Source organism: Streptomyces sp. NPDC048623 (genome assembly GCF_040650755.1).
Lineage (GTDB): Bacteria > Actinomycetota > Actinomycetes > Streptomycetales > Streptomycetaceae > Streptomyces.
In genome coordinates this window covers 69,555-91,011 of sequence record NZ_JBEZHV010000015.1, presented here as the reverse complement: position 1 = coordinate 91,011, position 21,457 = coordinate 69,555, and the positions used below count along the sequence as shown (strand labels likewise).

The 21,457-nt window shown below is 71.0% G+C and carries 19 protein-coding genes; 5 read left to right on the top strand and 14 right to left on the bottom strand.

The features are described from left to right. The first annotated feature begins 20 nt into the window (after positions 1-20). Entirely contained in the window at positions 21-1,505 is a 1,485-nt protein-coding gene (locus AB0C73_RS22140) for a long-chain fatty acid--CoA ligase (protein ID WP_362532696.1), read from the top strand. Between the two features lie 336 nt (positions 1,506-1,841). Here the strand turns inward: AB0C73_RS22140 and AB0C73_RS22135 are convergent, their stop codons facing one another. The 11 genes from AB0C73_RS22135 to AB0C73_RS22085 are packed head-to-tail and all read right to left on the bottom strand — an operon-like array spanning position 1,842 to position 11,890. Further along, a complete protein-coding gene (locus AB0C73_RS22135; protein WP_362532693.1) occupies positions 1,842-2,858 on the bottom strand; it encodes an aromatic ring-hydroxylating dioxygenase subunit alpha in 1,017 nt (338 codons plus the stop codon). A gap of 1 nt (position 2,859) precedes the next feature. Next, positions 2,860-3,087: a recombinase-like helix-turn-helix domain-containing protein gene (locus AB0C73_RS22130; RefSeq protein WP_362532690.1), complete on the bottom strand. Its 228-nt coding sequence runs from the start codon at positions 3,085-3,087 to the stop codon at positions 2,860-2,862. Between the two features lie 30 nt (positions 3,088-3,117). Beyond that, positions 3,118-4,053 (bottom strand): PDR/VanB family oxidoreductase, encoded by a 936-nt coding sequence (locus AB0C73_RS22125; RefSeq protein WP_362532687.1) that lies wholly within the window; start codon positions 4,051-4,053, stop codon positions 3,118-3,120. A 15-nt stretch (positions 4,054-4,068) separates the two neighbouring features. Next, a complete protein-coding gene (locus AB0C73_RS22120; protein WP_362532685.1) occupies positions 4,069-5,703 on the bottom strand; it encodes a thiamine pyrophosphate-binding protein in 1,635 nt (544 codons plus the stop codon). A gap of 9 nt (positions 5,704-5,712) precedes the next feature. Continuing rightward, entirely contained in the window at positions 5,713-6,501 is a 789-nt protein-coding gene (locus AB0C73_RS22115; protein WP_362532682.1) for an SDR family oxidoreductase, read from the bottom strand. 35 nt (positions 6,502-6,536) lie between these two features. Further along, entirely contained in the window at positions 6,537-7,292 is a 756-nt protein-coding gene (locus AB0C73_RS22110) for an SDR family oxidoreductase (RefSeq protein ID WP_362532679.1), read from the bottom strand. Beyond that, on the bottom strand, positions 7,285-7,806 hold the full coding sequence (locus AB0C73_RS22105; RefSeq protein WP_362532676.1) for a cupin domain-containing protein: 522 nt from the start codon (positions 7,804-7,806) through the stop codon (positions 7,285-7,287). Before AB0C73_RS22105 ends, AB0C73_RS22110 begins: the two co-directional genes overlap by 8 nt. 20 nt (positions 7,807-7,826) lie before the next feature. Next, entirely contained in the window at positions 7,827-8,627 is an 801-nt protein-coding gene (locus tag AB0C73_RS22100) for an alpha/beta fold hydrolase (protein ID WP_362532673.1), read from the bottom strand. Beyond that, complete coding sequence (locus AB0C73_RS22095; protein ID WP_362532670.1) at positions 8,624-9,427, bottom strand: aspartate dehydrogenase domain-containing protein; 804 nt, start codon at positions 9,425-9,427, stop codon at positions 8,624-8,626. Before AB0C73_RS22095 ends, AB0C73_RS22100 begins: the two co-directional genes overlap by 4 nt. Beyond that, entirely contained in the window at positions 9,424-10,368 is a 945-nt protein-coding gene (locus AB0C73_RS22090; protein WP_362532667.1) for a VOC family protein, read from the bottom strand. Before AB0C73_RS22090 ends, AB0C73_RS22095 begins: the two co-directional genes overlap by 4 nt. 37 nt (positions 10,369-10,405) lie before the next feature. Further along, on the bottom strand, positions 10,406-11,890 hold the full coding sequence (locus AB0C73_RS22085) for an aldehyde dehydrogenase (protein ID WP_362532664.1): 1,485 nt from the start codon (positions 11,888-11,890) through the stop codon (positions 10,406-10,408). Between the two features lie 292 nt (positions 11,891-12,182). On the opposite strand from AB0C73_RS22085, the gene AB0C73_RS22080 reads away from it, so the two are divergent. Together AB0C73_RS22080 and AB0C73_RS22075 are read left to right on the top strand one after the other, a co-directional pair. Continuing rightward, positions 12,183-13,547 (top strand): MFS transporter, encoded by a 1,365-nt coding sequence (locus AB0C73_RS22080; protein WP_362532661.1) that lies wholly within the window; start codon positions 12,183-12,185, stop codon positions 13,545-13,547. 110 nt (positions 13,548-13,657) lie between these two features. Continuing rightward, positions 13,658-14,191, top strand: a complete 534-nt coding sequence (locus AB0C73_RS22075; RefSeq protein WP_362532658.1) for a MarR family transcriptional regulator — start codon at positions 13,658-13,660, stop codon at positions 14,189-14,191. An 843-nt stretch (positions 14,192-15,034) separates the two neighbouring features. On the opposite strand, the gene AB0C73_RS22070 is transcribed toward AB0C73_RS22075, so the two are convergent. Then, entirely contained in the window at positions 15,035-16,273 is a 1,239-nt protein-coding gene (locus tag AB0C73_RS22070) for a nucleoside monophosphate kinase (RefSeq protein WP_362532656.1), read from the bottom strand. A 259-nt stretch (positions 16,274-16,532) separates the two neighbouring features. Between AB0C73_RS22070 and AB0C73_RS22065 the strand changes: the two genes are divergently transcribed. Beyond that, entirely contained in the window at positions 16,533-16,814 is a 282-nt protein-coding gene (locus tag AB0C73_RS22065; protein WP_362532654.1) for a hypothetical protein, read from the top strand. A 779-nt stretch (positions 16,815-17,593) separates the two neighbouring features. Here the strand turns inward: AB0C73_RS22065 and AB0C73_RS22060 are convergent. Continuing rightward, positions 17,594-17,740, bottom strand: coding sequence for a hypothetical protein (locus AB0C73_RS22060; protein ID WP_362532651.1), 147 nt, complete (start codon positions 17,738-17,740; stop codon positions 17,594-17,596). Between the two features lie 330 nt (positions 17,741-18,070). Continuing rightward, entirely contained in the window at positions 18,071-20,122 is a 2,052-nt protein-coding gene (locus tag AB0C73_RS22055; RefSeq protein ID WP_362532648.1) for a SpoIIE family protein phosphatase, read from the bottom strand. A 371-nt stretch (positions 20,123-20,493) separates the two neighbouring features. On the opposite strand from AB0C73_RS22055, the gene AB0C73_RS22050 reads away from it, so the two are divergent. Continuing rightward, positions 20,494-21,276, top strand: a complete 783-nt coding sequence (locus AB0C73_RS22050) for a branched-chain amino acid ABC transporter permease (protein ID WP_362532646.1) — start codon at positions 20,494-20,496, stop codon at positions 21,274-21,276. Positions 21,277-21,457: the final 181 nt, after the last annotated feature.

The following is a 21,457-nucleotide window of genomic DNA, read 5'->3' as shown; positions in this document are numbered from 1 at the left end:
TCCCCGAAGGAGACTGTCCCGTGAACATCGCCGACTTCCTCAGCCGCAGCGCGGCACAGCACGGCCCTCGCATCGCGGTCGAACTCGGAGAGGACGCGCTGACCTACTCCGAGCTCGACGCCCTCGCCGGCCGGACGGCCGCCCTGCTCACCGCACGCGGTGTCCGGCCCGGTGACCGGGTCGGCATCATGCTGCCCAACACACTGGAATTCCTGGTGCTGTACTACGGCGCGCTCCGCGCCGGCGCCGTCGTCGTGCCGATGAACCCGCTGCTCAAGGCCCGCGAGATCGCCCACTATCTGCAGGACTCCGGCGCGGGGCTGCTGCTCGCGCACGACGCGGTCACCGGTGAGGCTGCCGAGGGGAAGAGCACCGCTGGCACGGAAGTCGCGATCATCCCGGTCGCGGCCGGCTCGCTGGTCGAGCTGCTCGCCGACCACCCCGAGCCCGCTTCGGCCGTGTTCGGTGGCGACGAAGACACCGCCGTCATCCTCTACACCTCCGGCACCACCGGCCTGCCCAAGGGCGCCGAACTCACCCACACCAATCTCGCCCGCAATTCCGAGATCGCCGCACGGTCGCTGTTCCACCTCACCGCCGACGACGTGGTGCTCGGCTGCCTTCCGCTGTTCCACGCCTTCGGCCAGGCCGTCGCCATGAACACGGCCATCAGCGTCGGCGCCCGCTTCACCCTGCTCCCCCGCTTCGAGCCGGCGCTCGCGCTGCGGACCGTCGAGCAGCGGCGGGTCACCATGTTCGCGGGCGTGCCGACGATGTACGCGGCCCTGCTCGGCGCCCATGCCCAGGAACCCGGCGCCCACGACTCTTCCACCCTCCGCCTGTCCGTGTCCGGCGGCGCCTCCCTGCCCGTCGAGGTCCTGCACGGCTTCGAGAAGGCCTTCGACTGCCCGGTCCTGGAGGGCTACGGCATGTCCGAGACCTCACCCGTCGCCTCCTTCAACCACCCGGACCGCCCGCGCAAGGCCGGGTCGATCGGCACCCCGATCGAGGGCGTCGAGCTGCGCCTCGCCGATGTGACCGACGGCATCGGCGAGCTGTGCGTCCGCGGACACAACGTCATGAAGGGCTACTGGGGCCACCCGGAAGCCACCGCCGAGACGGTGCAGGACGGCTGGCTGCACACCGGCGACCTCGCCCGCGTCGACGACGAGGGCTACTACTACATCGTCGACCGCAAGAAGGACCTCGTGATCCGCGGCGGCTACAACGTCTACCCCCGCGAGATCGAGGAGGTCCTCTACGAACACCCCGCCGTCTCCGAGGCCGCCGTGATCGGACTGCCCGACGAGAGGCTCGGCGAGGAGGTTGCCGCCGCGGTCGCGCTGCGTCCCGGCGCCTCGGCCACCCCGGAGGAGCTGCGGGAGTTCGTCCGCGGCCAGGTCGCCCCGTACAAGTACCCCCGCCTGATCTGGCTGGTCGACGCACTGCCCAAGGGCGCCACAGGCAAGATCCTCAAGCGGGAGATCGCAGACACCCGCCCCTGACGGCGAGCAAGGAATCCCGAACATCGGCCCTCCGGCGCCCCGCCCGGAACCCGCGCCAGCCGCGGGTTCCGGGCGTTGTCGTTCTCGTCGTCAGTGATCGTCTTCGAAGCCACCCGCGCGACGTACGGGCCTGGCGATACGTGATGCGACCGCCCCCTCTGCGGACTGGACTCACGCGGGTTCGGCGTACTGGATGCCCTGACCGCCGCTCTCCAAGCCAGGGCAGCCCTCTTCGCCCCCTATATCGGTGGGGGTCCGTGGTGGGACGTGGCACCGCCCGGGCTCGGCGACAGCGAGCCCGGGCGGCATCCGGGGGTGGGGCGGTCTGCGGCGCCCTCAGGCTCCGGCCGAGGACTGCGCCTCGGCGGCCGCCCGGTACAGCCGGCGCAGGCGGACCACGCCGAGGTCGTGCTGGTACAGGTTCTCGCGCTGGTCGGCGTCCGCGGGCATCGCTTCCAGCATGACGCGGTCCTGCTCCAGGACCTCCCAGTGGCGCTTCTCGATGAGCGTCTTGTAGAGGAATCGCCAGGACGCGCGCTGCCAGTCCTCGACGCGGCGGTAGCGCCAGAAGAAGACGCCGGTGCGCTGCTCGTCGACGGGGCAGACCATGCCGACGATCCCGAACGGTCCGCCGGGGCCGGCCGACGGCGGGTACGGGATCGACAGGTCCACCCAGTCGACGCCGGTGCGGCACAGCTCGACCCAGTCGAAGTTGACGCCCCGCTGGTCGGTCTTCTCGAAGAAGTAGCCGCGGCCGGTCTCCTGGATGCGGAACTTGGCGGAGGTGTCACCGCCGGACATGCTGTGCGACTCGTGGTGGAGGAAGGCGCCGTGCATGGGGTCGAGCAGGTTCTCCACGCCGTACCGCCACGGCACGTTCCACTCGGCGTAGCAGAGGAACGCGTCCACGGCGGGGTCCGTCAGCGGGTCGGGCAGGGCGAGCTCGACCGGCTCGGGGTGCTCCTCGTCACCGAAGTACGCGAGGATCGCGCCGCCGACCTCGCGCACGGGAAGCGAGGTGACCAGCTTCTTGCCCTCCAGGTTGCACCCGGGCAGTCCGGGCACGGAGGTCACCGTGCCGTCGGAGCCGACCTCGACGCCGTGGTACCAGCAGGCCACCCGGTCCCCGAGGTGCTTGCCGAGGGACAGGGGTGCGCCGCGGTGCGGGCAGCGGTCGGCGAGCATGGAGAGGGTGCCGTCCTGGCGGCGGAACAGTAGCCACTGCTCGCCGAGCGCGGTCACCTTGCGCATGCCGCCGGGGGCGACGAACCGGGAGGGGACGACGGGGTGCCACTGGTTGCGCAGACCGGTGGCGTAGATGTGGTCCGCGGTGGCGGTGGTCGACAGCGTCATGTCAGGCTCCCAGTCGGTCGATCTCGATGCGGAAGGACTCCTCGGTCCACGGCGTGCCGTCGGGGGTGCGCACCTTGCGGGCGTTGAGCCCGCGCACCACGTCGGCGAGCTCGTGTCCCTCCTGGGTGAAGACCTCTTCGAGGGTGGCGGCGAGCTGGAACTCGTACGGCGTGGGTTCGCGCGTACGCGACTGGTGGACGTCCAGGTACGGCCAGGTGGTGTCGGTCACGGTGTCTCCGTAAGAAGGCGGGGCAGAGGGTCAGAGGTCGAGGACGAGCCGGCCGGATGCGCACCGCGAGACGCAGATCATCATGCTGGTGCCGGCGGTGCGTTCGGTCTCGCTGAGCAGGAAGTCGCGGTGGTCGGGCGTGCCGTCGAGCACGCGGGTCTCGCAGGAGCCGCAGATGCCGTCGCGGCAGGAGCTGTTCACGCCGATACCGGCGCTCTCCACCGCGTCGAGGATCGAGGTGTCCGCCCCGACCCGGAGCGTCAGGCCCGAGGTACGGCACTCGACCTCGAACTCCTCGTCCGCTCCGGTGTGTTCGACCACCGGAGCGGCGAACCGCTCCAGGCGCAGCCGGCCCTCGGGGCAGCGTTCCGCCACGGCCGCGAGCAGCGGCTCGGGTCCGCACGCGTAGACGAGTGCGCCGTCGGGCAGTGGCGCCAGCGCCGCGTCCAGGTCGATGTGCCCCTGCTCGTCCTGCGGGACGAGCGTCACTTCGCCGTCGAGTGGGGCGAGTTCGGAGACGAAGGCCATCGACGCCCGGGTGCGGCCGCCGTAGACCATGCGCCAGTCGGCGCCGCGCCGCGCGGCCTCCCGGGCCATCGCCAGGAGAGGCGTGATCCCGATGCCGCCGGCGACGAAGACGTACGAGCCGGCGTCCTCCAGGGCGAAGCGGTTGCGCGGCTCGGAGACCGGGACGCACTGGCCCGGGCGCAGCTGGGTGTGGACGAAGCGCGAACCCCCCCGTGACGCGAGCTCGTTGAGCACACCGATCCGGTACACGGTGGGGTCGCGCGGGTCGCCGCACAGGCTGTACTGGCGGATCCGGCCCCCGAGGTACACGTCGATGTGGGAGCCGGGCTGCCAGGCGGGCAGGGGTTTGCCGGCCGGATGGGCCAGCTCGACGGACAGGACGCCCTCGGCCTCCCAGGTCATGCGGTGGACGATCAGTTGCAGCAGGTTGTCGCTCATGGGCCTGGTGCCTCCTTACCGGCTCGGGATCCTGACGGGCGGGGTGAACGGGTTCTTCATCGGGCCCAGGGCCGTGAGGTCGACCTCGACGAGCGTCGGTCCGTCCGAGGCGACGGCCGCGTCGATGACCGGTGCGGCGTCCTCCTCGGCCGCGATCCGGCCGTACGGCAGACCGCAGGCGCGGGCGAGGAGTTCGAAGTCGGGGGTGGCCAGGTCGACGCCGGAGCGGCGCTCGCTGTACCGGTCCTGCATGTTGCGCAGCACGCCGTAGCCCCCGTCGTTGAAGACCAGGAGCGTCAGCCTGGGGCGTTCCTGGGCCAGGGTGAGCAGTTCGCCCAGGTGCACGGCGAGTCCGCCGTCGCCGGCGAGGACGACGGTGGGTGCGTGGGGCCGGGCGAGCGCCGCGCCGATGCCCATGCCGAGGCCCTGGCCGATGCCGCCGCCGCGCGGGAAGACGTTGTCCAGCGGGTCGTACATGTCCAGGAGCCGGTTGCCCCAGCTGCTGGAGGGGATGGTCACGTCACGGGCGATGACGGCCTCGCGGGGCAGGGCGGCGCGGATCGCGTCGCAGATCGCGGCCTGCGGTCCGATGGCGTCGTGCAGGGCGGCCCGCACGTCGGCGCGGACGGCGCGGACGCGTTCCCGCCAGCCCGCCTCGGCGGGAGCGGCGTACCGGGCGAGGGCCGCCAGGGTGGGCGCGGCGTCGCCGTGCAGGGGGTGTGCGACCGGGTAGACACGGCCGAGGGCCGCAGCGTCGAGGTCGATCTGGATGTGCGCAGCGGGCAGGTCGAGCGTGTAGTCGGCGGTCTCGTTGGAGCGGAAGTGGGTGCCGATCGTCAGGAGCAGATCCGCGTCGGCGAGCAGGGTCCGGGCGGCGGGAGCGGTGGCGAAGTTGCCGATGACCTGATCGTGGTCCTCGGGAACCGTGCCGCGCCCGGAGTTGGAGGTGAGCAGTCCGGCTCCGGTCGCTTCGAGGAGCGGAGCGAGTTCGCGGCGGGCCCTGGTCGCGCCGCCGCCGGCCCAGACGAGCGGGCGGCGAGCGGAGGCCAGAAGTTCACCGGCCGCAGCGATCTCGCCAGCCGTCGGCCCGGGGAAGGCTGGGAAGTCCGGCGCGGCACGGAGGTCGGCCTGGGGCGCGTACTGGAGGTCGATGGGCCATTCGACGCTGGCCGGCCCTCCGGTGCCGCCGGGTCCGCCGCGCGCGGCACGCGCCGCCTCGCGCAGGATGCGGCCGGCTCGTTCGGTGTCGGGCACGGTCGCCGCGTACGCCGACACGGCGGTCAGCATGCCCAGCTGGTCCTTGGTCTCGTGGATGAACCCCCGTCCGCTGCCCAGGAATTCGCTCTCCACCTGACCGGTGACGTGCAGCACGGAGCTGCCCGCGCTGAGCGCCTCGATCAGCGATCCGGCGGCGTTGCCGGCGCCGGTTCCGGTGGAGGTCAGCGCGCAGCCGATCGAGCCGCGGGCCCGTCCGTACGCGTCGGCGGCGTTGACGGCGGACGCCTCGTGCCGTACGGGGACGAAGCGCAGGGCCCGGTCGACGGCCTCGACGAGCGGCAGGTTGTGCACGCTGACGATGCCGAAGACGGTGTCGATGCCGAGTTCCTGCAGGACGGCGACGAGGAGATCGCCTCCGTTGGGGTAGCGCATGGTGTCTCCTCAGAGGATGGAGCGGCCGACGCCGCCGCAGACGTCGATGCCGGTGCCGGTGATGTACGAGGCGCGGGGCGAGAGCAGGGCGACGACCGCGTAGGCGACTTCTTCGGCGCGGCCGAGCCGACCGAGCGCGACGCCCCGGTCCGCCGCGAGCTCCGCCTGCCAGTCCTCGTAGCTGATGCCGGTGTCGGCCGCGGCGTGGCGGCGGGTCCACTGACCGGTGTCGATGAGGCCCAGGCACACGGAGTTGACCCGGATGCCGTCGCCGGCCAGTTCGACCGAGAGGGACTTGGAGAGGTTGAGGATGCCGGCGCGGGCGGCGCTGGTGGTGATGAGCCGCGTCTCCGGCTGTTTGGCGAGCACCGCATTGATGTTGACGATGCTCGCGGCGTCGGAGCGGGCGAGGAAGGGGCGCGCGGCGCGCAGGGGGTTGAGCACGCCGGCGAACTTGAGTTCCAGTTCGTCGCGCCAGTCCTCCGCCGTCGCTTCGTCGAGTCCCTTCATGCGGGACTGTCCGGCGTTGTTGACGAGTCCGTCGACGCCGCCGAACGTGTCGGCGGCGCTGCGTACGAAGCGGTCCACGGCGTCGGTGTCCCGTACATCGCACACCGCGGCGAGCAGCCGGTCTCGCCCGGCGCCGAGCCGGGCGGCCGCCTTGGCGAGCCGGTCGGCATCGCGGCCGCAGGTGGCGACGCGGGCACCCTCGTCGAGCAGGGCGCGGACCGTGGCCAGGCCGACGCCCGAGCTGCCGCCGGTCACCACGATGGTGCGGTCGGCGAGGCCCAGATCCATGACGGTTCTCCTGTGTTTCAGCGCAATCAGCGCGTTCAGTGCATGGTGAAGCCGCCGTTGACGGCGATCACCTGTCCGGTCAGATAGCGCGACTCCTCGGCGAGCAGGAAAGAGACGATCCCGGTGAGGTCGTCGGGTTGCTGCGGCCGGGAGACGGCCCGGTTCATGCGGTAGAGGTCGTGTCGCTCGGCGGGGACGGTCGCGGTCGCCTCGCCCTCGGTGAGTCCGGGGGCGACCGCGTTGACGGTGATTCCCTTGTCGCCGAGTTCGCGCGCCATGGCCCGGGTCAGGGCGATGACCGCTCCCTTGGAGGCGATGTAGTGGGCGAGGCGCGGGGAGCCGTAGAGCGCGGCGTCCGAGGCGATGTTGACGATCCGGCCCGGCGCGGCGAGGAACGGGTACAGGGCCTTCGACACCAGCCAGGGGCCCCGGGCGTTGACCGTCATCAGCCGGTCCCACACCTCGACGTCGATGTCCTGGAACTCCTTGCCACCCACGCCGTTGGCGAGTGCCGCGTTGTTGACCAGGCCGTAAAGGGGGCCGATCCCCCTTACGGCGGAGGCGAGTTCGGCCACCGAGTCCGGGTCGGCGACATCACAGCGTACGAAGCGGGCGTCGATGCCGTCCGCGCGCAGTCCGGCGGCGGCTCGCTCGCCCCGCTCCCGCTCCAGCTCGGCGACGACGACGCGGAAGCCGTCCTCGCCCGCCCGGCGGGCCATGGCCAGTCCCAGGCCACGGCCCGCTCCGGTGACGACGACGGTGCGCGCGTCGGCCGGGGGCAGATCAGCCACGGGTGACGCCGTGCATCGGCGAGTACTCGGGATAGCTGGGCACCTGCGGCTTCTGCGTGCCGATCACGACACAGAACAGGGCGTCGGTGTCCCCCTCGTTCTTCAGGGAGCGCGTCACACCGGCCGGGACGACGATCATGTCGCGGTAGCCCAGTGTCCGGTACTCGGCCTCGTCGGGGCCCCGGTGGATGCCGACCTTGATCTCGCCCTCCAGGACGAAGAACGCCTCCTCGACGTCGTGGTGGGTGTGGGCCGGGCCCTCGGCGCCGGGCGGAAGCAGCATGTTGGAGAAGGTGAACCCGCCGGACGGGATGATCCGGCTGTCGTTCTCGTGGTCGCCGGTGGCGCCGGAGCCGACGTACCGGATCTGTCCGCGGCGGTACTGCGGGCCGGCCTTCTCCTGGAAGGACAGCGTGTCGAAGTCGGCCACCCTGGAGTCCTTGGTGGCGATGAGGGAGTCGGTGTACGCGGCGAGGTCGCCGCCGTTGTCGTAGGCGGTGGTGGTCAGAGGCATGGAAGAGCTCCTGTTCGTTTCTATTCGGGGATACGGGCGGTGATACGGAGGTGGGAGAGGACCCAGGCGTCGAAGCGCCCGGGCTGCTCCTGGTTGGCCAGGTGACCGGCGTCCTTGACGATCACGAAGGCGGTCTTGTGGAGGGCGCCGGCGACGGCCTGGCTCGCGTCGATGCCGGTGACGTGGTCCTGCTCGCCGCACAGGACGAGCGAGGGCGCGGCGATCTCGGGCAGTTCGGCGCGCAGATCGGCCGAGGCCATGGACTCGGCGGCGTACGCGTAGCCGGGCAGGCGTACGGAGGCCGCCATGGTGTCGACGACCCGCCGGACCAGTGCGGCCGGGGCGCCAGGTGACACCAGGCGCGGTCCGCGGGCCTCGGCGAAGGCCCGGGGCCCGAGTTCGGCGAGTTCGGTGGCACGGGCCCGCATGCCCGCCGCCTTCGTCTCGTCGATGCCCGAGCCGGGGCTGGAGTCGGCGATGATCAGCGAGGCGACGAGCTCCGGGTGGCGGGCGGCGAGCCGCAGGGCGACGACGCCGCCCCAGGAGACGCCGAGCACATGGGCGCTGCCGCCGCGCTCCCGGATGAGCTCTGCCGCCGTGTTCGCGAAGTCGTCGAGGGTGAGGGGGACTTCGGGGTCGGGCGAAGCGCCGTAGCCGGGGGCGTCCCAGGCCACGACCCGTACGTACGAGGAGAGTTCGGCGAGCTGCGGGGCGAAGGCGGCCGACGACGAGCCGATGCCGTGCAGGCAGAGCAGCAGGGGGCCGTGGGCACCGGCCTCCTCGACGTGGACACGGACGCCGCTGATCGAGGGGGCGGTCACAGGATCTGGCCCGTCCGCCCGGCCAGCGCGGCCAGGCTGCGCAGCACCGCGTACGGCACGGCCTGGCTGGTCGCCGGGTTGCCGAGGTCCGGCAGGTGGGCGACCTCGAAGCGGTACGAGCCGTGGGCGCCGGACGCCTCGACGACGTGTCGCGTGTGGTGCGCCGAGGGGTCGGCGACGACCCGGACCCGCACAGTGTCCAGGTCGCCGACGGCCAGGGCGACCGAGGCGGCCACGTTCGTCGACTTGGGGAAGCGGACCGGCACGTCGCGGGCGGTTCCGCTCATGACCACGACGGGGCCGGTCGCCGTCCGCATCCGGTCGAGCAACTCGGCGTCCATCCACGGCTGTTCGAGGGTCGAGGGCAGCTTCGTGGTGGTGAGCCGGACGTCGTCCAGGGGGCCCATGGAGCGGGCCGCCTGGAGCAGGTCGAGGCCGCCCACGGCACCGCCGGTGAAGTACACCCGGCCCGGACCCGCCGCGTGCAGGCGCTTGGCCAGGTCCTCGTCGGTCAGCGCCCCGGTCGAGGCGACCAGCAGGTCGGTGCCGGAGGCGAGCACGCGCTCGCCCCATTCCCGTACGACGCCCTGGCCGGCCGCCTCCACGATCAGGTCGCAGCGCTCAAGGGCTTCCTCGAAGGTGACCTGCGGGGCCGGGGCGGTGTCGCCGAGCGGGCGGTTGTCCACGACGCAGACGAGTTCCGCGCCGCCTACCTCGCCGACGGCGAGCGCGCCGCCGACGATCCGGCCGATCGCGCCCCAGCCGACGAGGCCGACCTTGCGAACGCGTACGGTGCTCATGCGGTGGCCTCCTGGGCGTCGACGGGAGCGAGCGGGCCGGGGTCCGGCACGCCGGCCATGTGGCAGCGGATCTCCTTCGACGGCGGTCCCGCCGTGCCCCACAGGTCCGACAGGTCCGGGACCCGTCGCCACACCCGGGCGATCCAGGCGTCCTCGACGATCTGGGCGACCTCGGAGGTGTACTCGCAGACCAGGCCGGAGGGGTCGGTGAAGTAGGAGAAGGTGTTGTCTCCGGGACCGTGGCGGCCGGGCCCCCACTGCGGGGCGATGCCGTGGTGGCGGAGCCGGCCGAGACCGCGCATGAAGTGGTCGACCGAGCTCATCTCGTACGCCACATGGTTGAGCGAGGTCCACTCGGCCTGGTTGAACGCGATGCTGTGGTGGTCGGCGTTGCAGCGCAGGAAGGCCATCTGGTGCTCGGACCAGTCGGAGACGCGCAGTCCGAGCACCTCGCGGTAGAAGGCGACGGCGGCGTCGATGTCGGTGGTGTTGAACACTGCGTGGGTGACGCCGACGGGCACGGCGCTCTCCCGTCCGCGCGGGACGACGGCCTCGACATGGGCGCTGATCTCGATCAGCCGCCCCTCGGGGTCGGTGAACCGTAGTCCGTATCCGCCGCCCGCGCCGCCCAGCGGTCCGGGCCCGAAGGCGGGGACGAGGCCGCGGGCCTCAAGGCGACGAGCCGCCTCGTCCACCTCGGCCGGGGTGGCGACGGCGAACGAGATCCGCCCGAGGCCGACCCGCTCGTGCGCGGTCAGCTGGAGGACGTGGTGTTCCTCGCCGGTGCCGCGCAGCCAGCGGGTCCCGGTGTCGGACTCGACGGTTTCGAGACCCCAGACGTCCTCGTAGAAGCCGGCGCTCTCGGTGAAGGCCGGGGTGTACAGCTCGACGGAGCGCAGCGCGCGGAGCCGGGCGATCGGGCCTGGCGGTGTGGGGTGCATGAAGGTCTCTCCAGACGGGCGGGCAGGGCGTGCCGGATCAGTTGGCCCAGGGCAGGGGTAGGTCGGAGGTGCCCCAGTACAGGGACTTCTGGCGCTGGTAGGCGCGGATCGCGTCCCGGCCCTTCTCCGTGCCGAGGCCGCTGTCCTTCCAGCCGCTGAACGGGGTGGAGGCGCTGAACTGCTTGTACGTGTTGATCCAGACGGTGCCTGCCTCGACCCGGCGCGCGATCCGCCACGCCGCGCGCAGGTCACGGGTCCAGATGCCGCAGGCGAGGCCGTAGACGGAGTCGTTGGCCTGGCGGACCAGGTCGTCCTCGTCGTCGTAGGGCAGGGCGACGAGGACCGGGCCGAAGATCTCCTCCTGGCAGGTGCGGGAGGTGTTGGCCAGGCCGTCGAGGACGGTCGGGAGATAGTAGGCGCCGTCCTGGTACCGCTCACCCTGGGGCGCCGCCCCGCCACACAACACGCGCGCGCCTTCGGAGCGGGCGAGGTCGACGTAGGCGGCGACGGAGTCGCGGTGGCGGTGGTGCACAAGGGGGCCGACCTGGGTGGCCGGGTCGGTGCCGGGGCCGACGCGCAGCTTGCGGACCCGCTCGACGAGCTCGCCGACGAAGCTGTCGTAGATCTCGCGGGCCACGAAGAGCCGTGATCCGGCGATGCAGGACTGGCCGCTGGACGAGAAGATCCCGAACATCACTCCCGCCAGGGCCTGTTCGATGTCGGCGTCGGCGCGCACGATGGTCGGCGACTTGCCGCCCAGTTCCAGGGAGGCGGGGATGAGCTTCTCGGCGGCGATCGCTGCGATGGACCGGCCCGTCTCGGTGCCTCCGGTGAATCCGATCCGGGTGACGAGGGGGTGGCGTACGAGGGCGTCGCCGACGACCCGCCCACTGCCCGGCAGCACCGAGAGCAGGGCGGTGGGCAGGCCGAACTCGTCCAGGGCCCGGGTGATCAGCCGCCCGAGGGCGAGGGAGACCAGCGGGGTCCAGGCGGCCGGCTTGAGGAGGACGGCGTTGCCGGCGGCGAGCGCCGGGGCGATCTTCTGCGCGTCGCTGGCGACCGGGGAGTTCCACGGGTTGATCGCGCCGACGACGCCGATCGGCTCGTACACGCTCATGGTCAGGTACGGGCCCCGGGACGGCGTGACCGCGTCCTCGGCCGTCTCCAGCGCGGCGGCCATGTACCGGAAGGTGCCGGCCGCGCTGAGCGCGAGGGCCCGAGTCTCGGCGAGGGTCTTGCCGGTGTCCGCGGTCTGTACGGCCGCCAGCTCGGGCGCCGCCTGTTCCACCAGCTCGGCGATCCGGTGCAGGAGGCGGGCTCGTTCGTGGGCGAGCAGGTTCCGCCAGGCGGGGGCCGCCATGGCCTTTGCCGCGGCTTCGGCCGCTTCGGTGACCTCGGCGGCGGAGGCGGAGTGCACGGTGGCCAGCACGCGTCCGGTGGCCGGATCGATGGTGTCGAGGGGCTCGCCCGCACCGCGTCGCCACTGGCCCGCGATCAGGATGTCGGTGGGTGGGAGCGGCACGGGTGACCTCCGGGCAGGCAGGGAAGGGGAGTTGGCTCCGGGCACGGACGGGACGGCCCGACCCCGGAGGTCCAGAATCATCGAAGCGCTAGAAATCTAAGCGCTTAACTATTTCCCGACAAGCCCTCGCGCCGAAATCGTTGCCGGATCGGCCTTGAGCACGCCCTTCGCACGACCGATGATGGCCGTCGAGCTCACGGATCGAAGATCTCTAAGCTCTTAACCATTGACCACTTAGATAAGGGCTCCTACTGTCTCGGGCTGTTCCCCTCCCTGCGGAAGGACCCCCTCCATGACGACTGTGGCCGGCAAGCAGGCACACAGCTCCATAGCCGCGCGACTCGAACGGCTTCCGCACTCCCGCTGGCACGTCAAGGTCCGGTTCCTGATCGGCGCCGTCACCTTCTTCGAGGCGTTCGACCAGCTCCTGGCGGCGTCCGCGCTGCCCGTCCTGATGAAGGAGTGGCACCTGACGACCGGGCAGGCCACCTTCGCCGTGACCTCCGCGTCCATCGGCATGCTGCTCGGCGCCTTGGCGGCGGGCTGGCTCGGCGACCGAATCGGCCGGGTCCGCACCGTCGCACTCGGCGTCGGCATCACCGGCCTCGCCAGCCTGGCCGTCGCGTTCTCCGGCTCCATCGAGACGTTCTCGCTCTTCCGGTTCGTCCAGGGGCTCGGCATCGGCGGGGTGGTGCCCGTGGCCGCCACCTACATCAACGAGATCGCCCGCTCCGACAAGCGGGGCCGATTCGTCCTGCTGTACGAGATGATCTTCCCCGCCGGACTCGCGGCGGCCACGCTGGTGGCCGTGTGGGTGGTCCCCCACCTGGGGTGGCGCGCGATGTTCGTCATCGGCACGATCCCTGTCCTGCTCGCCGCCGTCCTGCCCCGTCAGGTCGCCGAGTCCCCGCGCTGGCTGCTCGCCCGTGGACGCGTACAGGAGGCGGAGGAGGTCATCACGCACATCGAGGCGGAGGTGGCCCGATCGGCCGCCGAGGCGCTGCCCGCCCCCGCCTCCGGCCTGTCCGACGAGGCGTCCACCGGTCGCCTGCGCGACCTGTTCCGGGGACGCTACCTCCGACGGACGGTGGTCCTGTCGGGTCTGTGGTTCGTCGCCTACTACGTGAACCACGGCATCTCCGTCTGGCTGCCGTCGCTCTACACGAAGACGTTCGGCCTGGATCTGACGACGGCGCTCGTCTACACCCTGCTCAGCAACGTGACCGGCCTGCTCGGCACGCTGGTCGTCGCCCTGCTGATCGACCGCGTCGGCCGGAGGCCCGCCCTGGTGGGCGCGCTCGTCGGCACGGGGCTCTCGCTGGGCGTCCTCGCCCTGGCCGGCGCGAGCTCGGGCGGCCAGGTGGCGGTCTTCGCCTCCTGCACGACCTTCTTCCTGTACGCGGTGAACGCGGGGCTCTACCTCTACTCCCCCGAGCTGTACCCGACCTCCAACCGGGCGAAGGGCGCCGCGTTCGGGGGCGTGTGGAACCGCCTCGGCGTCATCCTCGGCCCGGTGGCCGTCGGCGCGATCCTCGGCGCGGGCGGCAGCCTGGCCCTCGTCTTCGCCCAGCTCGCGGTGGTGGGCGCGGTGGGCGCCGCGATCGCCTGCTTCGCCGTAGAGACCAAGGGCCGGACGCTGGAAGAGCTCAACGCCTGAGCCCACCAGGCCGCAGGCCACCCGCATTCACCTCAGCGCTAAGATTCTCAGCGCTGAGGTGAAGCCGGATTCGAGGCCGGGTGAGGGGAAGCGCAGGGAAGGGGACGAGCATGGCCGCAGCCAGGCCCGCGGACCGTGACGCGGTCGCGCGCGTGATCGAGGACTGGGCGCGGGAGCGGCCCGACCTGGACACCAGCCCGCTGGAGGTCCTCGCGCGTCTGCACCGCTCGTACCTGCGCTACAACACGCGACTCACGGCGTCCATCGAGCGTCACGGCCTGTCCGTGGCCGGCTTCGACGTCCTCACGGCGCTGCGGCGTGCAGGGGCGCCCCACCGGCTGACCGCCGGACAGCTCGCCGACTCCGGCCTCGTGTCCTCGGCCGGCGTGACCCTGCGGATCGACCGCCTGGAGAAGGACGGCCTCATCGTCCGCGAACGGGACGCCGACGACCGCCGGGTGGTCTACTCGCGCCTCACCGACAAGGGCCTCGCGACCGTGGACACCGTGTTCGCCGAGCACCTCGACAACGAACGCCGGATGCTCGACGGCCTGTCCCCCGCCGAACGCCGCCAGCTCGCGCGCCTGCTGCGCAAGCTGGAGGGTTCGATCCTCGCCTCCGACGCGGAGCCGGCCGCCGAGTAGCGGGGGTCAGGAACGGCCCGCCGGGCCTTCGCGGTCGAGGAGGATCTTCGGGACTCGGTGGCTCCTCCTCGTCGCGACGCGGAACCTCGCACACGCTGAGGGCGCTTGCGCGGAGATGCATACCGGAGGCCGGACCGGAGAATGACCCGGAATCGCTTGTCGCGGGACCGGGCCTCCCTCACCTCTTCCTGGACTGGTATTCCTTCACCACGACCGCCCGGACGGTCTCCTGCTTGACCGCGCCCACCGCGGTCGTGGGAAGCGCCCGCCCGGAAACGCCGTCAGGCCGCCGCCCCGGCTGCCCCTGGAACCACGAGGCCACGACCTGAAGCTCTTCCTCAGGCACTGGAACCCCTACGACGCCTGACACGGCATCCGCCCGACACCCGCCCCAGCACGACGGAGCGTCACGGCCGAGAAGCGAAGGGAGCGGGGTCGGCCCACTGCGCGGCAGCCGGCCTCACCACACCATCGCGGGGGCCACCTCTACATGGGCGAGCGACCGCCCGGCAGCCTCAAACCACATATGACGATCCGCCAGGAAGCGCCCTGTTCATGCGTCAAACGTGCGTCACGTGCGTCGAACATGCGTCAAGATATCGCACCTAATGCACGTATCGTCCATCACGCACACTCGAATAAATGCCAGGTCAGCGGCCCTTGTCGGCAGGCTCAAGGATCGCGACGCACGACCATGGAAATCGTCGAAGAAATCGTAGGGACCATTGGCGTGAGCCACCGACCCGCGAGCCGACGGTCTCCGGCCAGCTCTCGGGTCATGGGGCCCGTACGGCACTTGGCAGGCCGTGAGTGAAACGGCAGCCCGTGAGCCCGTGCATCAATCTAGCCGAAATATGCATTGAGTGCAGAAATTGCGCGCTCGGTGACACTGGAGACGGTTCCCGTGCCGGAAATGGTGACCAGGCGCCGCTCGGATCCATATTTCTTCACGACGAGCTCCGACTGGACATTCCATGCGTCCCATCGACTGGCGATGACGTTGCGACTGTCGTCCTCGCGCAAGTAGAGAGGTCCACCACAGATGTCGCAGATCCCATCCTTTTGAGGGGCGGCATACATGATGTGCGCAACGTGGGAGCTGTCTTTCTTGCATATCCGTCGACCGACAAGACGCCGGAAAGATTCGTCGCGCCCGACTTCGAAGTTCAGCGCGGCGTCGATCTTCTCTGAGGTCCTCGCTAGCAGATTGTCTACTGCTTCCGCTTGACCGAGCGTCCTGGGAATGCCATCCAGAATGAAGCCGTGTTGGGTATCACGGTCTTGGAGTCGGACTTCTAGCATCCCCAGGGTTACTTCGTCGGGCACGAGTTCCCCGCGTTCCATGTGCCGACGGGCCTTATGTCCGAGTCGTGTACCGCCCCTGATGTTGTCCCGGAACAGCTCCCCAAGGTGCAGGACAGGAACTTCCAGCAGCTTACTCAGGAACGGGGACTGAGTCCCCTTTCCGCTCCCAGGGGGGCCGACGAGGGCGATCCGACAATGCTCCCGAAGCTTCAGTTGTGCGACCACGTGGATTGTTCCACGTTCGGTGGCATCGAGGAGCATCTGTGTCGCTGATGCTGTCATCTCGTCCGCCTGAATTCGCGCCTTCTCGATGATTGACTCTGCCTGAGCCTGCGCATTCTTGACGATGCGTTCTGCTTCGAGGTGGGCTGCGGGCAGAACTCCCTGACCCCCTCCCGGGAGTGGCTGATCAGGCGCTTCCTCGATCTTGCTTCGAGTCCCAGACCGCTTTCTGTGGGCGCCGGACTGTCGCTGGTGGATCTTGACTCGCTTCCACCGCTCGCGCCACTGGTCCAGCACCCCTTGATCAGTTTTCGCCAGCTGTCGAACCAGCTCAAGGGTGAAGTCCAGCGATGGCAGGCGCTTGCCGCTGATGGCTTCAGAGATGGCAGACGAGGACAGAGACACACGGCCCGCAGCTCGTGCCGCTGTGGCGATCTCTCGGTACGACGGTGATCCGCAGTCGACGTGCAGGACGTGCAGGGCGTCCGCGAAGGCGGTCAGTTCTCGGGCATACGCGTCGACGGCTTGGTGTTGGTCATCGGTCTGATCGGCCACTCGTTCCCTCCCTTGGCAGAGATCTAGCCTAGAAGCGCGTCTGCGAACTTCGCCGACCATTGCCGAATACCGCCGAACGATGGCCTGTTCGGCGCGGTCCTGCGCCGTACGCTCGAACGAAGTCTTCTGCCAGTGCTGTCCGGGCTTTTCCGGGTCTGGTCGCTTGACTCGCAGGACCCTGTTGCCGGCGAGTCTCATGGGTGCCACGCGCTCGGCTGTTCCGATCACCGGGACCTGAACCTTGGAGACCAAACCAGCAATGGCGTTCATCCAGCAGATGGATCTTGCTTCCGTACCTGCCTACGTCCTGCTTGCCGCTCTGGCGGTCATGGTCGTGCTGTTCACCGTGGTCGCGATCATCGCCCGTGCTGTGGTGGCGAAGGCCCGGCCTGAGGACCTGCCACACATCCTTCCTGGCCTGGGCCAAGTGCTGGCAGCGCTGGCCCTCTTCCTGCCCTGGGGACGGGGGAACCGATATCCGGCCGCGGCGCTCGTACCCGTCCGGTCCGAGCGAGGGGGAGCCCGTCAACCGCGGCCCTGAGCAGACTCAGGCGTGCGGGCCGGTCCTGCACGCAATGTCTCGACGAGCATCTTCTCCGACGGGTTCGAGTGCGGCGAGGCGCCGACTGGGAAGCCCTCCCTGAGACACGGGAGGCCCTACAACCCCGAACACGGCATCCGCCGACACCGTCCCAGCATCACGGAACGTCACGGCCGAGAAGCAAGGAAGTGGGGCCGGCCAACCGCTCAGCAGCCGGTCTCACCATCCCATCCCGTTGTCCACCCCCACGTGGGCGAGCGCCCCGCCTGGCAGGCTTAAACCGCGCATGACGACCCATCAGGCAACACGCCATTCGTGCGTCAAACGTGCGTCACGTGCGTCAGATATGCGTCAATATATCGCCCGTAACGCACGTAGAGCCCATAACGCACACTCGATGAACCTGCAGGTCAGCGGCCCTTTTCGGCAGGCTCAAGGATCGCGACGCACTCGACATGGTGGGTCATCGGAAAGACGTCGGTCGCCAACGGAAGGTTCGAAGGCGAGCCCCTGCTCAGGCAGAGTCAGACTCACGCCTTGCGCTCATCCGCTCGACGCCAGGCTTCCGCCCTGCCCTCACATGCAGTCACTCAGCGTGCCCTTGGCAGCGCCTCCGATGGGATGACGTCCAGAGCCGCCACGGCCCGCCTGCAGCTGAAGCCGTCGAAGGGCGCCCACCGAGGGCTCCAGCCGAAGCTTAAGGATCTGGAACGGGCGTGGCGCCAGGCGCATTTCGGCGCCGGCGGAGCGGTCAGCAGCGAGCCGGCACGGACAGCGGATCAACTGTCGACCGGATCTCCGGCGGTGCGGCCCTCGGGGCCGAGTACGGCGGTCACGACGCGCTCGGCCCAGCCCGGCTCCGGGACACGTCCTGCAAGGTGGTCGGCGAGGCAGGCCCCCACGAGGGCCGAGGTCAGCGCCTCCACGTCGGCATCGCCAGTGATCTCGCCCCTACTACGCCGACTACATGGCCGGCCGCGGGGGCCACCCCGGCTGGGCCGAAGCCGCCGTCGACCTCGTACTGGCCGGCCTGCGCCCGGCGGGCAGCTAGGGCCGGTCCAGCGGGTCGGGGTCGGACCGGGCCGTGGCCCTTCTCCGTCGTGGCGGGCGCCTTACCGCCGCCCGGTGCGTGCGGCCGGGCCCGGCCGCGCCTGCACCCCTGCCGTCCGCGTGGCCTCGGGCAGCCCGTCACGTACCTTGGCGCCGCTCAGCGCCGGCAGGCGTTCCACCGGAGATGCCGGTCGGGGTGGGGTGTCTCAAGAAGGGGCGGTGTCCGGTGCCGCTGCCTGCCCCGCCCAGATGGTCTTCCCTGTCGGCGTGTAGCGGGTGCCCCAGGTGTCCGCGAGCTGGGCGATCATGAACAGTCCGCGGCCTCCTTCGTCCGTGGTCGCGGCGTGGCGCAGGTGGGGTGAGGTGCTGGAGGTGTCGGAGACCTCGCAGATCAGCGAGCGTTCACGGATGAGCCGCAGCCGGATGGGCGGTTGGCCGTAGCGGATGGCGTTGGTGACCAGTTCGCTGACGATGAGCTCGGTCGTGAAGGCCATCTCCTCAAGATGCCACGCTCCGAGCTGGCGCTCGGTCATGGCACGTGCCCGCGCGACGACCTCGGGTTCGCTGGGCAGGTCCCAGGTGGCGACGTGGTCCCGTGAGAGGAGGCGGGTGCGGGCCAGCAGGAGCACGGCGTCGTCCTCCGGCGTGCGGGAGGGCAGGGCGGCGTCGACGGCCGCGCCGGCCAGAGTGTCAAGACGCGTCTCCGGCTGGGCCAGGGCCTGGCACAGCCTGCTGAGCGCGTGGTCGACGTCGTCGGTGCGGTTGCCGAGGAGGCCGTCGGTGAACAGGGCCAGGAGGCTGCCTTCGGGCAGTTCGACGTCGACGGCCTCGAAGGGCAGGCCGCCGAAGCCCAGCGGGAGTCCGACCGGCATCCGCAGGAGTTCCGCCGAACCTCCCGGGCGTACCACCGCGGGCGCCGGGTGCCCCGCGCTCGCTGCCGTACAGCGTCCGGAGACGGGGTCGTACACGGCGTAGAGACACGTCGCGAGGACCTCCGCGGGGTCGCCGGCCGCCCGCAGGGTCTGCTGGGTTCGCTGCATCAGCTCGTCGAGGCGGGTGAGGAGTTCGTCGGGTGCCAGGTCCATGCCGGCCAGGGTGCGCACGGCCGTGCGCAGCCGGGCGGCGCGGGTGACCGCGAGGAGGCCGCGGCCGGTGACATCGCCGGCCACCAGGCCGACCCGGGCGCCGGACAGTGGGATGACGTCGAACCAGTCGCCCGCGACGCCGGCGTGGGCGCGGGCGGGAAGATAGCGGTGGGCGACCTCCAGCGCGCCGGGTTCGGGGACGCCGCTCTGCAGCAGACTGCGTTGCAGGGTGAGCGCGTCCTGGTGCTCGCGGGTGTAGCGGCGGGCGTTGTCCAGGCACAGGGCCGCTCGTGATGTCAGGTCGGCGGCCAGGGCCAGATCGTCCTCGTCGAACGCGTCCGGCCGCTGCCACCGGTACAGATGGACCAGGCCCAGGGTGACGTCACGGGCCCGAAGAGGCAGCGTCATCACGGAGTGCACGCCCGCTTCGAGGATCTTCGCCGCCCGCTCGGCATAGTGGGCCAGCCAGTCGGCGTCCTCGGCGAGGACCGGGATGAGCCGCGGGGTGCCCGTGGCCATGCAGCGGGCCTGCGGGGTGTCGGGGTGGTAGGTGATCAGCGCGCCCACCGGGTACGTCGCCTCCGGCGCCGCGGCGAGGACCGAGCGGATCGCCGCCCGCCGCAGTACGGCCGCACCGGGCACCGGCCCCGGCAGCGGCTCCTCACCCCCGGCGACCCCCTCCAGCAGGTCGACGGCGACGAAGTCGGCCACCTCCGGCACCATCACCTCCGTCACCTCCTCGGCCGTCCTGGTGACGTCGAGGGTGGAGCCGATCCGCTCTCCGGCCTCGCTCAGCAGAGCCAGACGCCGCTGAGCGCGGTAACGGTCGGTGATCTCGACCACGGCGGACGCCACGCCGAGCACCCGGCCGGACGGCGCGGCCAGCCGGAAGGAAGACACCGACCACACCCGCTCGCGCCCCGGGTCCACGGGTGTTCCGCCGTGGTGCTCGACGGCCACGACGGGCTCGCCGGTCTCCAGCACCCCGCGCAGCCGCTCCTCCGCGGCGTCGGCCTCCGCCCCGGCGACGAGCTCGTGAAGCCGCTTCCCGAGCAGCTCTCCGGCGGGCGTGCCGCTCATGCGCTCCAGGGCCGGGTTGACGCGTACGAGGCGCAGCCCGGTGTCGTAGACGGCGATGCCGAACGGCGACTGGCTGCACAGACTGTCCAGCACGGCGGCGGACTCCGCTTCCAGCGAGCCACGCGGATGAGCATTCTTCGGGGACGGTCGGCCGCCCATTGCCCGCCTTCCCGACGCGAGGTCCTGAGGTACGGGCCGCCACCGGCCCACCCACCCATCGTGCGGGCACCCGCGCCAGTCCGCACATCGCGGCGCGACCGCTGCGGCGCGGGCCCCGAATCCCGCGGCCCGCCGTCCGATGCGTGCGCGCGTGACATGGGGCGCGCGGCCCGGTGTGGAGGTCTCCTCCACACCGCGCCGCGAACCACCCCCTCACCCACACCGCAGCACCCGCGCCGCCCGGCACGCCGCCCGAGCCGGGCGGGGCCGGAACGCGCCGTCGCAGGCTGCGGGTCCTGGCGCCCGTGGCCGTGCTTGTCGTCCTGGCCCTGCTGCCGTTCTCGGCGGTGGACATCCCCGTGCTCCTCGACGGACCCGTCAACTCCCCCGGTTCCCTCCAGCTGTTCGCGCTCTGTCTGCTCTTCGCGGGGCTCACGCTCAGTTACGACCTGATGTTCGGCCGCACCGGACTGCTCTCCTTCGGCCACGCCCTCTACGTGGCCGGCGGGGCGTACGGCACCCAGCTGGCCATGACCCACCTGGGCCTGGCGCTGCTGCCCGCCGCGCTGCTCACGCTGGCCGCTGGGACGGTGCCCGCCGTCCTCATCGGCGCCGCCTCGCTGCGCTCCGTCGCCCTCGGCTACCTCGCCCTGGTCGCCGCCGTCGTGTGGACCGCCGTGTCCCGTCCGGTCGGGCGGACCTGGCAGGGCATCAGGGACAACGAGCAGCGCATCGCCGTCCTCGGCCGCAGCCCCTTCGCGTACAAGCTCGCCGCCTTCACCCTGGCGAGCGCGCTCGCCGTACTCGGAGGCGCACTCCACCTGCTGATCACCGCGGGCGCCACCCCACGCACCAGCACCCCCGACTTCACCCTCACGCTCCTGGTGATGGTGGTCCTCGGCGGCAGCGGCACCCGCTGGGGACCGGTCATCGGCGGGGTGCTCTTCACCTACCTCGACCAGCGGCTGCCGGCCTGGGACCTGGGCCTTGAGCCCATGCTCGTCCTCGGCACCCTGTTCGTGGTAGCCGTCTACGCAGCCCCGGGCGGCCTCGCCGCACTGAAGAGAAGAAAGAGGAGAACCACGTGACCACGCATACCCCGCAGGAACTCACCGTCCCCGTGCCCGGAGGCAACCTCGCCGTGACCCGATGGCCCGGCGAGGGGCCGACGGTCATCGCGCTGCACGGCATCACGGCCAACAGCCTGGCCTTCGCCGCCACCGCCGAACAGCTCGGCGACGTCGACGTCTACGCCCCGGACCTGCGCGG

Excerpts from the sequence above, each read along its gene's own strand:
- AB0C73_RS22135 (WP_362532693.1), bottom strand. The coding sequence starts at position 2,858 with ATGACGCTGTCGACCACCGCCACCGCGGACCACATCTACGCCACCGGT.
- AB0C73_RS22125 (WP_362532687.1), bottom strand. The coding sequence starts at position 4,053 with ATGAGCGACAACCTGCTGCAACTGATCGTCCACCGCATGACCTGGGAG.
- AB0C73_RS22120 (WP_362532685.1), bottom strand. The coding sequence starts at position 5,703 with ATGCGCTACCCCAACGGAGGCGATCTCCTCGTCGCCGTCCTGCAGGAA.
- AB0C73_RS22115 (WP_362532682.1), bottom strand. The coding sequence starts at position 6,501 with ATGGATCTGGGCCTCGCCGACCGCACCATCGTGGTGACCGGCGGCAGC.
- AB0C73_RS22105 (WP_362532676.1), bottom strand. The coding sequence starts at position 7,806 with ATGCCTCTGACCACCACCGCCTACGACAACGGCGGCGACCTCGCCGCG.
- AB0C73_RS22095 (WP_362532670.1), bottom strand. The coding sequence starts at position 9,427 with ATGAGCACCGTACGCGTTCGCAAGGTCGGCCTCGTCGGCTGGGGCGCG.
- AB0C73_RS22090 (WP_362532667.1), bottom strand. The coding sequence starts at position 10,368 with ATGCACCCCACACCGCCAGGCCCGATCGCCCGGCTCCGCGCGCTGCGC.
- AB0C73_RS22080 (WP_362532661.1), top strand. The coding sequence starts at position 12,183 with ATGACGACTGTGGCCGGCAAGCAGGCACACAGCTCCATAGCCGCGCGA.
- AB0C73_RS22075 (WP_362532658.1), top strand. The coding sequence starts at position 13,658 with ATGGCCGCAGCCAGGCCCGCGGACCGTGACGCGGTCGCGCGCGTGATC.
- AB0C73_RS22065 (WP_362532654.1), top strand. The coding sequence starts at position 16,533 with ATGGCGTTCATCCAGCAGATGGATCTTGCTTCCGTACCTGCCTACGTC.